The 14,226-nt window shown below is 66.6% G+C and carries 6 protein-coding genes; 2 read left to right on the top strand and 4 right to left on the bottom strand.

The features are described 5' to 3' along the window. Positions 1-36: 36 nt before the first annotated feature. Positions 37-447: a VOC family protein gene (locus ACIBW9_RS17235; RefSeq protein WP_115913750.1), complete on the bottom strand. Its 411-nt coding sequence runs from the start codon at positions 445-447 to the stop codon at positions 37-39. 100 nt (positions 448-547) lie between these two features. Continuing rightward, positions 548-940 (bottom strand): helix-turn-helix domain-containing protein, encoded by a 393-nt coding sequence (locus ACIBW9_RS17230; protein ID WP_266529597.1) that lies wholly within the window; start codon positions 938-940, stop codon positions 548-550. A 251-nt stretch (positions 941-1,191) separates the two neighbouring features. Between ACIBW9_RS17230 and ACIBW9_RS17225 the strand changes: the two genes are divergently transcribed. Further along, a complete protein-coding gene (locus ACIBW9_RS17225; protein ID WP_398955749.1) occupies positions 1,192-1,392 on the top strand; it encodes a hypothetical protein in 201 nt (66 codons plus the stop codon). Between the two features lie 195 nt (positions 1,393-1,587). Here ACIBW9_RS17225 and ACIBW9_RS17220 read toward each other — a convergent pair whose 3' ends face one another. Together ACIBW9_RS17220 and ACIBW9_RS17215 are read right to left on the bottom strand one after the other, a co-directional pair. After that, the gene (locus tag ACIBW9_RS17220) at positions 1,588-1,815 is read right to left on the bottom strand and encodes a hypothetical protein (RefSeq protein WP_398955746.1); all 228 of its coding nucleotides are present in this window, start codon (positions 1,813-1,815) and stop codon (positions 1,588-1,590) included. A gap of 528 nt (positions 1,816-2,343) precedes the next feature. Next, positions 2,344-8,796, bottom strand: a complete 6,453-nt coding sequence (locus ACIBW9_RS17215; RefSeq protein ID WP_398955745.1) for an RHS repeat-associated core domain-containing protein — start codon at positions 8,794-8,796, stop codon at positions 2,344-2,346. Between the two features lie 436 nt (positions 8,797-9,232). Here ACIBW9_RS17215 and ACIBW9_RS17210 point away from each other — a divergent pair, with 436 nt between their 5' ends. Next, positions 9,233-14,212: a LamG-like jellyroll fold domain-containing protein gene (locus ACIBW9_RS17210; RefSeq protein ID WP_398955742.1), complete on the top strand. Its 4,980-nt coding sequence runs from the start codon at positions 9,233-9,235 to the stop codon at positions 14,210-14,212. Positions 14,213-14,226: the final 14 nt, after the last annotated feature.

Raw genomic sequence — 14,226 nt, 5'->3', positions numbered from 1 at the left:
GGAAGCCATCCCCCGAACGTCACGCAGCGTATAGATCTAGCCCTTCGGCTGGGTGAAGCGGATGCTGTTGCCGAAGGGGTCGCGCAGGCCGCAGTCGATACCGTACGGCCGCTCGGTGGGCTCCTCGGTGAACTCGACGCCCTTGGCCTTGAGGGTCTCGTACGTCTTGCGGCAGTCCTCGGTCCGGAAGATGAGGAAGCCGCCCGTCGCCCCCTTGGTGAGCAGTTCGCGGACCTGTTCCGCGGTCTCCTCGGACAGCCGCGGCGGGCCCGGGCGCTCCAGCAGGACCTCGCGGTCGGGCTGGCCGGGGACGTTGATGGTGAGCCAGCGCATGAAGCCGAGGTCGGCGTCGGTGTTGACCTCCAGGCCGAGCTTGCCGACGTAGAAGTCGAGGGCCTCGTCCTGGTCGAGGACGTAGATCTGCGAGTGCGTGATTGCTGTGAACATGAGCATCACGCTACGGGCCCGGCCCTGCGAAAACTTATCCAAAACTGCTCCGTCCCCGAAGACGAGCGAAGGTCGAAACGACCGGACGGACGAGGGGCTGTCAGGCGCTCGGCCGCATCCACGCCATCGTGAAACAGGTGGGGACGTCCAGGGCGACGGCCTGTTTGCGGTACTCCCTGGGTGAGCGGCCGACGACGTCGCGGAAGGTGCGGCTGAAGGTGCCAGGGCTGCCGAAGCCGACCTCGAAGCAGATGTCCGTGATGCTGCGGTCGGTCTCCCGGAGCAGGAACATGGCGCGCTCGACGCGTCGGCGCTGCAGATAGCGGTGCGGTGTCTCGCCGAACGTGGCGCGGAAGGTGCGGGCGAAGTGCGCCGGGGAGACATGGGCGATCCGGGCCAGGGCGGGCACGTCCAGCGGCTGGGCGTAGGCGCGGTCCATCGCGTCCCGGGCCCGCAGCATGCGACGGTTCGTTTCTTCTGCGGCGCGGCTCACGGCGCCATCACACCATGGTTCGCCGCATGGCTCCGCATGGGCCGTGAGGGCCCCTCGCCAGCCTGGTGAGGAGAGAGGCCGCCGTTCGACGGCCCGACCGGAAGGAGCCTTCATGGAGCTTCCACACGACGAGGTCGCCGTCGCGCGTCCCGGCGACCGACGGCCCAGGCCCCCGACAGCAGGAATGGACCGGCAGGAGGCGTTTCGCCACCGACGGCATGTGGTCGGGATTCGTCCGCACCGAACCCGGGATGACCTCCGGCCGGCATCACCACGGCGAGCACGAGTCGGTGATCTACGTCCTCACCGGGGCGCTGCGGATGGAGTTCGGCCCGGACCCGCTACGGCATCCTCCTCGACGGCGCGTAGTCGTCCTGCTCCCGGTTACCGTCGCCTTCCACCTCTTCCAGCGCCACTTCGTCGCGGGCATCGCCACAACCGGCGTGAAGTGACCCGCGCCCGCTGCCGACCCCACCTCGCCACCACGAACCGCCCCACTGGCATCGACCAACCTCATCGAACCGACGGCGCCCCATCGTGAATGGCTGTGCTCCTGCACGGCGCCTTTCCGGCCGTCCCCGCTTTCAAGACCCACTGTGCCCGTCAACCCAGGCCCCGGGTGTAACCAAGCTCCGGCAAATGCACAATCAATCGCGCGCAAGCCCCGTGAACATGGCAAGCGCAGAACCAGTAAAAATCACCGCTGCCGCCAAACTCAACCGGCGACTGCCAGAATCCACTGCAACAAAAGAGACAATAAAGCCAAGACCCAACAGAAGAGCGGCCACCGCTTTCCACCAGAGCTTCAGACACACCATCCGTGCACCAATTGCGACGCACGTCGCAACGAGTACGGCGCAATAAGCGTCCAGCATTGAGCACTCAGCTCCCGCGCTCTTGAAAGCCCACCCAACGGCACTAATACAAAAGGTACACCTAGATTACAATGATGTAAAAATAGAGAGGTATTGCTACGCAAAAGACGCCGACGATGATCAGCGTATTTCGCGCGGATCCGAATCGGGGCTCGCCCGACCTCCTAGCAAGCAGATCGCGAAGACCCCGCACATTAAACAGGAGGGACACTCCAAAGCTCATGATGATCCCCGCAAGGAGGACCGCAATAATCAAACCCATCGAGATCCCTAGCTGCCACTATTGCAATGATTAGACATTTTGAAACCAGCCTCGGCGAACGAAAGATTTGGGCGGACATGCAAGACTTTCGAGATTATCCCGTTCGATCAGGACAACGAAAGAGGAGATACTTCTCTCAGGTGTCTGTACGGATAGACAAGAGGGTGCCCACGCTCGGTCGGAAAACGGTCGCATGGGCACCCCTTTGTCTTCAACGAGCCTTCAAGGGACAGACAGTAGCCTGCAGCCTGTGGGCGGGCAAGCCCCTACCAGGTCCCGCTCCAGCCTTCTCCGTGCGTGTAGCCGCCGCCCATTGTTGTGGGTCCTTGCAGTGCGATCCCCATGCCCCCAGCCCATCCAAACGTGTAGTAGTACCCGCCCGAATTTCTTTGCCCCACGCTGAAACTGAAGCCAGCCCATCCATCGGCCACAGTTATGCCACCTAGTTGGCGACCTTCGTCATCCGGGGTGGCTGTGCTGAAGCCCACAGAGGCACCGAGCCATTCCTTGAAGAACTTCGTCGCCCCCTTCAGCGTATCGAAGGTCAATCCACCCGTGATTCCAGCAGATACCGTTCGCTGCTGGGCGGTTGCGCCAGCGCACACCATCATGCAGCCGGACACGCTCGCGTAAGTATGCCCGAACAGCCAGTGCACCTCCTGGCAGGCGTCGTCGCCCTTGGCGCAGCCCTTAGGCCCTGATGCTCCGTCATCGTCCGCTCCACCTTGCGGGTGCATGAGATCCACGATCTGTGACTGGCAGTCGAGGCCACAGTCAGAAGGCAAGGGGCCGAGGAAGACCAGGCCCGAAACGGGCCGCATCAGATGCTTCTCGAGGGCAGCGTAGGCGCGCTTGTCGTTCGCCTCGGCCTGTGCAAGGTATTTCTGAGCCTTGCAGTACGAATCACAGCCGTAATACGCAGGGCGACCTCGACTGAAGTCATAGTGGCCCATGTCGGAGAGATTGAGGCCTCCGTATCGCGGGTTGCCGTTGTCGTCGACCATGTTGCCGTTGCTGTCGAATCCTCCCTGGTAGACCCAGTTGTTTTCAGCCGTGAGCCACGTACTGCCGTCGTCGCCCTCGTCGGTGCCGCTGGAGGCGGAGTCCCCTCCGTCGCCATTGATATCACCAGGAATCATGGCGCCGGAGGGATCGCTGCCCGTGGTCGGGTCATTTCCTGCGTAGTCGTATCCGCCGAGCTGGTTGGGGTCGGTGTTCTCCAGGAGTGGGTCCGGGGAGAGGAATCGGCCGCTGGCGGGGTTGTATTCTCGGGCGCCGAGGTTCTCCAGACTGGTGGTGGGGTCGGGGGTTCCGCCGATGTAGCCGGTGTCGCCAGGCCAGCTGGGCGCGGTGCCACGCGCCGTGCCGAAGGGGGCGTACTGGCGGCGGGAGACCTTGAGGGTCTGGTAGTCGAGGGCGAGTATGTCGGTGCCCTGAGGGTTAGGGATGAGGTACTGGATGTCGCCGTTGCTGGAGCGCTCGGCGGTGGTGGTGCCGCCGATGGTGTAGTAGCGAGTGCCCGTGAGGGACTGGGTTCCGGTGTTCTCGACGATCTGTTCGTTCGCAGCGCCGAGAAAGAGCGTGGCTTGGCCAGGGTCGGTGCGCAGGGCGAGGTTGCCGTCCGCGTCGTACAGGTAGCCGGTGGTGCCCGAACTGGTGGTGTCGGTGGTGAGCTTGCCCTGATCGCTCCAGGTCAGGGTCTGGTCGCCGGTGGCACCGCCGCTGATGCTCTTGGTGTTGCCGGAGACGTCGTAGGTGTAGCTGGCTGTGTTGTTGGATGCACCCGGTCCGGTGGCGGTGGTGTTGGTGAGGGTATGGGGCTGGTCCGAGCTGGAACCGGCCGTGGGGTAGTGGTAGCTGGTGGTGGTGTCGTTGGCGGTGTTGCCGCCGGTGTCGTGGTCGGTCTGAGTGTCCCGGTTCCCGGCGGCGTCATAGGTCCAGCTCTGCCAGTAGGGGTTGGGGCCTCCGACGGTGCCGCTGTTGCCCGGGGTCGGGGTCGCTGAACAGGTGTCGGTCGCGGTCCAGGCGGCCGACAGGCGAGTGGCGTAGTCGTAGGTGTAGCACTGGGTGTCGGTGGTCGCGCCGCCGTCTTGCTTGTCGGTGGTCGAGACGATCAGCCCGGCGCCGGCGGAGACCGCGGTGTTGCTGTGGCCGTAGGTCGTGTCGTCGACGACCTGGCTCGTTCCGGAGTCGGTGGTCTGAGCCTCGGTCAGGGCGTGGGTCTGCGCGTCGTAGATGAGCCCAAGGGCGACCCAAGTTCCGGACGGTCCCATGGTGTACTGCAGGGGCTGTCCGTATTCGGAGTAGCCGACGGACTGCACGTAGTCCCACGCGGTGGTACCGCTGCTGGACATGCCGGTGGGCTCGCTGTAGTTGTCGTATCCGTAGGCAACAGTCTCGGCAGGTAGCCCGCCGGAAGCGGGATCGCCCTGGGAGGCGATGTTGCCGATGAGTGTGTACGTGTAGGACGTGGTGTAGCCCCCGGAGGGAGCGAGCGCGCTCTCGTTGGACGGCAGGTTTGCCAGCGTCTCCCGGACGGCCTGCGGTTTCGCCATGCTCGTGTAGGCGAGCACGGTGTTGGTGACTGCGGGGCTGGCGGTGCCCATCTGGTAGGACGTGGACGCAGTGGGGTAGCTCTTCTTGAGCGTGTCGTAGGTCCAGGCACCTATCTGGTTACTGCTCGATGCGCTGGCGTTGCCAGTGGTGTCGTACGCGGCCGTCTTGCGGCCGTCGTTGTCGTAGGCATACGTGGTCTGCTTGCCGCGGGCGTCAGTGATCGTGGTGAGTTGCCCGGCGCTGTCGTAGGTGCTCCGGCTCAGCCCCGTGTCGGGGTCGGTCGCGGACGTCTGGTTGCCGAGCAGGTCGTACGTCCAGGACCAGTTGTTGCCGCCCGGGTCGGTCTCGGTGGCCCGCTTGCCGTCCGGGAAGTAGGTGTAATGCGTGTCCGAGTAGTCGGAGGCCGGGTCGTTGACCGGGTCGGCGGGGACGCCGGAGTGGTACTGGTACAGGTCGGTGGTACGGCCGCGGGCGTCGGTCTTGACACTCTCTGCAGTTCCTCCCTTGGGGGGAACCGTGGTGGTGAAATTGCCGCCGTAGGTGTAGGTGGTCTGCCAGGTCTGGCTGCCGAGGGCGTACGCGGTGGCGGCCGTTTTGCGGCCGGCGCCGTCGTAGGTGTAGCCGGTCTCGGAGGGAATCTGACCGTCCTGGGCCTGGACCAGTGTGGCGTCGGGCGCTGCGCCGTTGTAGTACGGGGCGGTGGACTTGGCAGTCCAGCCGTTGGTGTCGTAGACGGTGTCGGTGACGAGCCGTCCGCCGTCCGCGGTGGCAGTCTGGTTCTCCCTGGGGCGCAGCAGCGCGTCGTAGAGGGCCTCGCTGGTGCGGTACGTCGATCCGTCGTTGTTCAGGTTCTGTGTGGTGACCACGGACGGGGCGCTGTTGGAGAGTGTGTAGCTGTACTTCAGGCTCGGATTGGAGATGCCGGGCTTGAAGACGGCGGTCAGCCTGCCGAGCGCGTCGTATTGCTCCTTGGTCACGTAGCTGGCGGGGTCGGTCTTCTGCAGCGGCAGCTCGCGCAGCGCGTCATAGGTCGTGGTGGTGGCGTAGGTCATCGGGTCGGTGACCGTGATGGACGTCGGTTCCGCGCCGGTGGCCGGTGTGTAGGTGACGGTGGTCTTGTGGTTGTCAGCGTTTGTCGACGTCAGCGCGCGGCCGTACTCGTCAACGCTGGTGGACTCAGTGGAGTAGGTGGGGGTCGAGCCGCTGTAGGAGATGGCTCTTTGCACCATCGTTGCATCGCCGATGGTGGGCGCGGAGCCAAGGGTGGTGGAGTTGTCGTAGTAGGTGCGAGTGTCCGAGACCCCGTCTCCCGGCAGCGACGGTGTGGTGGAACAGTTCACCGATACGGTGCTGGTCTCGTCTTCCTTGTCGAGGATCCAGGCGCTGGTGTTGTCGGCGTAGCTGGTGGTGGTGCACAGGTCGTCGGAAGCGGTGGAGACATCCCCTTGGTCGTCGGTCCTGGTGACCCGGCCGTAGGAGTCGTGGGTGTAGTCGGTCTCGGTCTGCCGGGTGCTGCCGGAAGCCAGTGGGGTGTACACCAGCTTCTGGCTCTCGCCGGTGAGAAACGCCTTCTGGCTGGGCAGGCCGGTCAGGGCGTGGGTGGCAGTCGCCGCGGAGGTCCAGGGATCGGTGATGGTGTCGGTGACTTCCTTGCCGCTTCCCCAGCCGTTGTAGGTGATCGTCTCCAGCGTCATGCCGGCGTACTGGGCGAGGTCCTTCACGGCGGCGTCACCGCGGGAGTCGGTGAGGGACACCGACCGGGTTCCGCTGTTGGGCAGCGTGTCGCCGTCCATGCCACGGAAGTAGGTGTAGTCGGCCTCTGTGACCGGGTCGGGTGCGGTGCCTGTGCTGACCTTCATGCCCTGGTAGCCACGCCACTGGTTCCAGGTGCGCTCGTTGGACGGGGTCAGTGGGTTGTCGTCGTAGTGCCAGGCCGGCGAGCCGATCGGCGTGTAGTGGGTGGCGATGGTGTCGTTGACCCCGCCGCCGGTCGGGTCCTGCTGGGTGACGCCCGTCACGACGTACTTGTTGAACCAGTCCTCGATCGGTGACGTCTGGCCACCGGGTGTCCAGTAAGACGGGTAGCACAGTTGGGTGTTCTGGCTGGGGTCCGACGGTGTGCCGGATCCGCAGGCGGCTGACGAGTAGGCGACGCTGATCGTCGCGCCTGTCTCGGTGGTGATGGTGTTCAGGCGCTGCCGGGTGATGGGCGGATAGCCGTCGGTGGTATTGACCCGGTTGGCCAGCGGCGCGCCGCTGAGCGTGACGGGTGGAACGGAGACGGAGGACGTCGATCCGCCGGCGCTCGTGTCCTGGCCCGTGCGGGTGATCGAGGACAGCCACAGTGACGGTGTGGTCGCGTCGCCTGTGGCCGGGAAGGAGTGAGCGAAGGTCCAGGAGTCGACGTTGGTCTCGGTAGTGCCGACCAGAGCCTGGGTCTGGATGCCGGTCAACTCGTACTCCGACCAGAAGGTGGGTGAGTTGACCGAGCACGAGGATCCGTTGGTGCAGTTCAGGTCATACGGCACGTCCGGCCACTGGGAGGCCGTCGAGGAGGACAGGGTGGAAGTGGCACAGCCGCTGGAGGAGGTGTTGCAGCGGCCGTTGACCGTGAAGAGCACCTGGGCGGACGGCGAGGTGGAGTACACATGGCCCGCACGCTGCCCGTACATGATCTTGTTGAGGTAACCGCCGCGGATGTAGCTGGTGTTGGCGGTGGTGCCCAGGTCTCGGGCGTAGTAGTTGGTCTCGGTGGTGTAGAAGTACGAGACGGTGTCCTGGTGCGGGTCTACGACGTAGTCGAGGTTCCAGCGGTAGGCCTGCTGGCACCAGGAGTTGGCGAAGGTGGAGTTGTAGCAGGGCTGCCCGGAGGCGGTGGCGAAGACCGGTTCGGTCCACACCGAGTTGGTGGCGGTGTTACCGCTGGCGTATCCGGGCAGCTGGTTCTGCCCGAAGTAGTACTGCGTGCCGTTCGGGGTCGTCACGACCCAGTACTCGCCGTTCTGGGCGCCGTTGGAGGCACCGGTCTTGTACTCCACGCGCTCGTTGGCATCGTTCTGTGCGTGCCAGGCGCCTGTGGAGTCGTCCTTGACCAGCGTCGTCGTCCGGCCGTCCAGCGACAGGGTGATGGTGTTGTCCGACGACCAGCAGTTGTCCCAGGTCTGGGTCGCCCCGGAGGGATTCTGATGGCATGACTGGTACGACCGCTCGATGAACCCCGGGCTGTAGTCGAACCCGTCGCCGATCCACGACGCCTGGTTGTTGGTGGACGAGGTCAGGCCGTCCTGCGACTGCGAGTCGTAGCCGAGCGAGACACTGGGGTGGAGATCGCCGGGCGCCGGGGGCAGAGAAATGGGGTACGACCAGGTGAAGGCGTCCGTGCTGCCGCCTGCCTGCCAGGAGCTGGAGGGTTGCAGGGAGGTGGCCGTGAAGTCGCCTCCGCCACCGCCGGATGACGAGGTCGCGGCCAGCACCATCACGCTGTTCTGCGTCATCGAGCTCATCGGCGCCGTCGGCGCCTTCTGCTTCGACGTTCCCGCCGAGGAGTCAGGCGTGACGCTCGCGGCGGTGTGCCCGGCCTGGGACTGACCAGCGGGAAGGGCAAGGTCCGCACGGAGCCGCCCGAACTTGCCGTCGTTCACCGAGGACAACGGCTTCTGGGTACGGCAGCGTGCCAGGTGTGGTGTGGTCAGTGCGCAGGCGGGCAGTGCGACGAGGTGCAGCCGGGACGCCCAGTCCGCTCCGAAGGCGGAGACAAAATTCCGGTATTCCAGGGACAGTTGGACAGCGCCCGCGGTCGTGGCGGCATCCGTCTGGTTGACCGTCATGAGCACGCCGTTCACTCCGGCCGCGGTGGCCTTCGCACGAGGCAGGACCTGCACCCGCACTCCCGAGGGAGTGTGCGGCGCGGCGGTCCCGGCGTGGGACCGGCCCTTCGTGGAGTGCGCTGTGGCAGGACCGACCCACACCGGCAGAGAGCCGGCCCGCACCGGGGGCTTCCGCTTCGTGCCGGCCGTCGCCGGGCGCAGGCCTTCGGGCGCCAGCGTCACCTGGGCGCTCCCACTGGGCCAGGAGACCACTGACGGCCGGTAACGCGGCATCGCCTTGGGCTTGTGGTAGTGGGAGACGACCGGAGTGACCGGGACCGACTTGTCATGCCGCACTGACGGTGGATGGCGATGCACGGCGGCCGCGACCGGGGTTGCCTGGAGTACTCCCACGCAGAGGAACGCGGTCGTGGCGAGGGCGGTCAGCGCGCGCGAAGCCGTACGGCTCCGCCACCGTCTGCCCGCCCCGCCCACCCCGCCGCGTCTGCCTGATCTGCCGCCTCGGTCGTTACCGGAAGCCACAAGTCCCCCTCACATTGACGGTGGCTCAATTCAGCCCTGCGGACGCTAACAACAGGGCGTTTGGGCTGAGTAGCCCCGCCAGAGGGCCTTAGTTGATCTATTACCTACGTCAATTCGGCACACAGCGATCACAAATGGTGCCAATCCTCTCCCCGTGTGCTGCACATGCTCTGGCTTTGACTCTGGCGGGCTCCTAGCGTCTGTCCGAAACCCGATCACCGGGCTCACTGGAACAGGGAGACATCACCTGATGCACCCACAACGCGCCACCGGCAGACGCAGACCGGGCGTACGGCGGCGAACAGCGCTGACCGCGGCACTCGCCGTGACCGCGGTCATGGCGGCGGGCACCTCGGCCTACGGCACGGTTCCGAGACCGCCGGTGGGGACCCAGGCCCACTACTCCACCGGTCGCTCGGCACCGCTCGCGCACAGCAGCCACCGCTCCGGCCTGACGCCCATGCGCAACGGCTACGGTGCGTCGGGGTCGGCTGAGAGGGTGATGCAGGCCGCATCGAAGAAGGCCGCCCGGACGGGACGACCGACGACGGTCGGCTCGCTGACCACTGCCGACCAGCAGATCACCGCCCGTCCCCAGGGCGGGTTCGTCCTGACGTCGAACCCGGAGCCGGTGCGCGCCCGCAAGCACGGCACCTGGGTGCCGGTCGACCTGCGTCTGCACCGGTCGGCGGACGGCACGTGGTCCCCGGCCGCCACCGCGTACGGCACCGAGTCGTTCTCCGGCGGTGGCCGTACGCCGCTCGTCACCACGGCCTCCGGCGGCCAGGACATGGCCGTCACCTGGCCTGGCACGCTGCCGGCCCCGGTCGTCCACGGGGCGACGGCCACCTACCGCTCGGTTCTGCCCTCGGTCGACCTGGTCGTCTCCGCCACGCCCTCGGGTGGCTTCACCGACACGCTGGTGGTGAAGTCGGCGGCCGCCGCGAAGAACCCGGCCCTGGCCACCGTTCGGCTGGGTGTCAAGGTGACCGGCGGTCGGCTGGCGCAGCGCGGCAACGGCGCGCTGGCGATCCTCGACTCCCGCAGGCGTGAGGTGATGGACGCCGCCACACCGTTCATGTGGGACTCCAACACCACCCTGCACGCCCCCGCCGGAAAGAAGACGGCCGAGCCGGCGAGCGGCGCCAAGATCGGTCCGGACGCCTCGGACGCGTCACACCCCGGCCTGGCCGCGCGCGTCGTCCCGGTGCGGACCCGACTGTCGGCGTCCACGCTCTCGCTGATACCCGACAGGCGGACGCTGTCTGCCGCGTCCACGGTGTTCCCGCTGTACATCGACCCCACGTTCAACTGGCATCCCTACGACCCGGCTGCACCGGCCTTCGACGAGGTCAAGCAGGGCTGCCCCGGTTCCTCGTTCTACAACCAGACCGGCTCGACCGCGGACGGCGGCAATCTCGGGGTCGGCTACAACGGCTGGCCCGACGGCTGCAGCACCGGCAAAGAGCACGCGATCTACCAGTGGCGGCTGTCCTCGACCATCTGGGGCGCTCACATCAACAGCGCCACCGTGGAGGCGCAGGAGATCTACTCCGCGTCCTGCGGAGCGGGCACGTACACGGTCAACCTGCACTGGTCGGGCGGTATCGGCTCGGGAACGGACTGGAGCAACCGGCCCGGGTACCTCAACTACTCGACCTCGACGGGCTTTCCTCGGGCCTACAACCCCACCTACTGCCCGAGCAACGGCTCGGTGAGCGAGGGCCTGGACGTCACGACTCCGATCCGGAACATGGCCTCCGGACACGGCACCTCGTTCGCCGGCACTCTCAGCGAGGACGGGGCGGAGTCCCGCGGCGATGACCTGGGCTTCTCCCGGTTCTCCCACAACCCGGCGCTCCAGATCGAATACAACATCGTCCCCTCCGCGCCCAGCGCCGCCTCCATGTCAGCGGTCTCCGGAGCCGACGACGCGGCGTGCGACACCACCGCGCCGTATCCGTACATGGGCAAGACCATCGCGAGCACCCCGCCGGTACTCAAGGCCAAGGTGTCGGACGGCGACGGCGACAAGCTGCAGGCCACCTTCCAGTACTGGGTCAACGGATCCTCGACCAAGTACACCGGGCTCAGCGGCGACAACCTCTCCAGCGGCTCCACCGCCAGCTACACCGTGCCGTCCAGTTTCATCAGTTCGCTGACCAGCGGGCAGGTGGTCGACTGGCAGGCCAAGATCAGCGACGGTGAGGACTCCACGTCCTACAGCCAGTCCCCGACCTGCCACTTCACCGCCGAGCCGACCGCGCCGGACACTCCGACCGTCACCTCCGAGAACAATCTCTTCCCCGACACCCACAACGGTGGCGGCGCAGGAGCCGCCGCGGGAACCGCGGGGAAGTTCGACCTCGCCACCAGCGGCGGCGCGAGCGCGACGAAGTTCGTCTACAACCTCGACCAGCCGCCCCCCACCAGCAACCCGCCCGCCAACGAGACCGTCACCGCGACCAACAACGCGGCCACTGTGACCGTCACCCCGCCCTCCCCCGGCCCCCACACCCTGTGGGTCTACGCGGTGGACGCGGCCGGGGACTTCTCCGGCGGCTACGGCTACGCCTTCGTGGCCACCGGCCACGCAGGCAGCAGCTGCACCAGCCTGCCGACGTGCATGAACAACACCGCGATCAGCCCGGACAGCAACATGTCCGAGGGTGCCGCCGACGGAAATGCCAGTTTCTCCGCCACCGACCTGACCAACGCCGGCTGGACCAGCGGAGGGAAAGTCACGATCGACGGAGCCACCTTCACCCTTCCGGCCTTCGGTTCGGGCCAGAAGGACAACGTGCTGGCCGCCAACCAGACCGTCACCTACAGCGGCTCGGGCAACGCACTTGTGTTCCTGACGACCTCCACCAACGCCAACCTCGCCGACCCCGGAGCCATCCAGGGCGACACCACCGCACCGTACGTGCCCGCGGACACCGGCGTCTCCGGCTCCTACTGCTTCTCCGGTACCGACCCGGACGACGTGTGCCCAGCCAGCGGCACCATCACCTACACCGACGGCACCAGCACCACCTACTACCTGACCACGCCCGACTGGATCAGCGGTCCGGCCACGCTGGCCGCCGTGGCGCTGCCGCACTGGAACAAGCCGTCCGGCCAGGTCTCCAACAGCGCCTACCAGCCGAAGATCTACCCGTTCGCCGTCCCCATCGACCCGAGCAAGACCATCGCCTCGGTCACCCTGCCCGACGTTTCCGACCATGTCGGCAACGGCACGCAGGCGTTGCACATCTTCGGCATGGCCACCCGCAACACCACAGCCGGAACCCCCGAGGCGAACGGCAGCACCGCAGCGGCGGCATCCGGCCAGTCCTGGACCGGCGCGTGGGCCAACGCGAACGAGGGCCAGTACAGCAACCAGGGCGGCAACTACTCCAACCAGACCATCCGCATCGCGCTCAAGCCCTCGGTCTCCGGCGGCACGGTCCGGGTCAAGCTCGACAACGCCCTCGGCACCAGCAAATTGTCCATCGGGCACGCCACCATCGCGCGCGACTCCGGATCCGGCTCCCCCTCGGCCACCCCGAGCGGCACCCCGACGGCACTGACCTTCGGCGGCAGCCAGTCGGTCACGATTCCCGAGGGCGGGATGGTGTACAGCGACCCGCTGAACTTTACCGTCACCGCGGGCCAGTACCTGCTGGTCTCCTACCAGCTCTCCAACACCGTGCCCTACCTCGTACAGCACTCCTACGCCAACAACGCCTACGAGTACCTGACCGCGACCGGCGCCGGTGACAAGACGACCGACACCACCGGAACGCCGTTCTCCGGTACCGGCACCTTCCAGGGCTGGTTCAGCGACCTCGCCACCGACGTGGACGTCTCCACCGCCCAGATTCCCACACAGGCGGTCCTGGGTGACGGCCTGATCGACCCGTTCCAGCCGAACACCACCCCGACCAACACCAGCGGCTACCGCGTCTCGGACACGCTGGCAGGGGCCGAGCCCAGTACTCCCAACCCCTACGGCACGATCGCCGAGGGCATCGAATCCAACCAGCTCATGGGGGACGACCCGGAGACCTACAACGGCAGCACAGTCGGCGGCCCCTCGGCCCTGTCCCGCATCGACCGGGACATCCTCGACCAACCGGGCATCAGCAACGTCGTCCTCTACGAAGGCCTGGAGGACCTGCTGTTCGGCCGAACCGACGCGGATCTGGAAGCAAACGGCTACACCGCCCTGCTCCAGCAACTCCAGGGCTGGGGCATCGCCACCACCCTGACCTCACTCACCCCGTGCGACGGATACGCCGGTGACGGCGCCACGCCCAACGACCCCTGCAGCAGCACGGTCGACGGGTATCGCACCAACGTCAACGGCTGGCTGAGCGGCGGCAACCTGGGCAGCCCCTGGTCGACCCCCGCGGTCTACTACGCCGACTTCGACGCCGCCGTCGCCGTCCCCGACACCAGCAACGGCGAGGAGAAGCTCCACGCCCAGGCCGACCCGGGCGACCACGTCAACATCACCAACGCCGGCTACGCGGCGGAAACGACAGCGATCCTGTCCCCGCACGACACCTGGTCGCTCGACGACGGCACCAACTACACCACCGCCAACGACACCGCGCCCACCGACACCCCCCACACCGTCAACGACACCACCGGCGTAGGCAGCAACACCCTGAACCTGAACGGCACGACCACCTGGACCAGCGACAGCACCCGCGGAGAGGTACTGTCCTTCGACGGCAGCACCGGTTACGCCGCCAGCAACGGGCAGGTCCTCAACACCGCCGGAAGCTACTCGGTCTCCGCCTGGGTCGATCCCGCCTCGCTGCCCACGCACAACGCCACGGTCGCCGGACAGGACGGCAGCCAGGCCAGCCCCTTCTACCTTCAGTACAACTACGCCATCAAGGGCAGCCCCGGCTGGGCCCTCACCCTCACAGGTGGCGACACCGCCAGTCCGGCCTTCACCGACGCCTTCGCCTCCGGAGCCACCGCGAACACCTGGACCCACCTGGTCGGCGTCTACAACGCCGCCGCCAAGACGGCCCAGCTGTACGTCAACGGCACACTCGCCGCAACCGCGACCAACGTGACCTCCTGGAGCGCCACCAACGCGTTCTCCATCGGTCGCTCGAAGTACAACGGGAACAACACCGACTTCTTCCCCGGCGCCATCAGCGACGTCCAGGCGTGGAACTACGCGCTGACCCCCAACCAGGTCACCGCCCTCTACCAGCAGATCCAGTAACGGCAAAGGAAAAA

The organism is Streptomyces sp. NPDC049541, from assembly GCF_044465725.1.
Classification (GTDB): Bacteria; Actinomycetota; Actinomycetes; order Streptomycetales; family Streptomycetaceae; genus Streptomyces.
The sequence above is the reverse complement of the archived record's forward strand: the minus strand, read 5'-3'. Positions and strand labels throughout refer to the sequence as shown.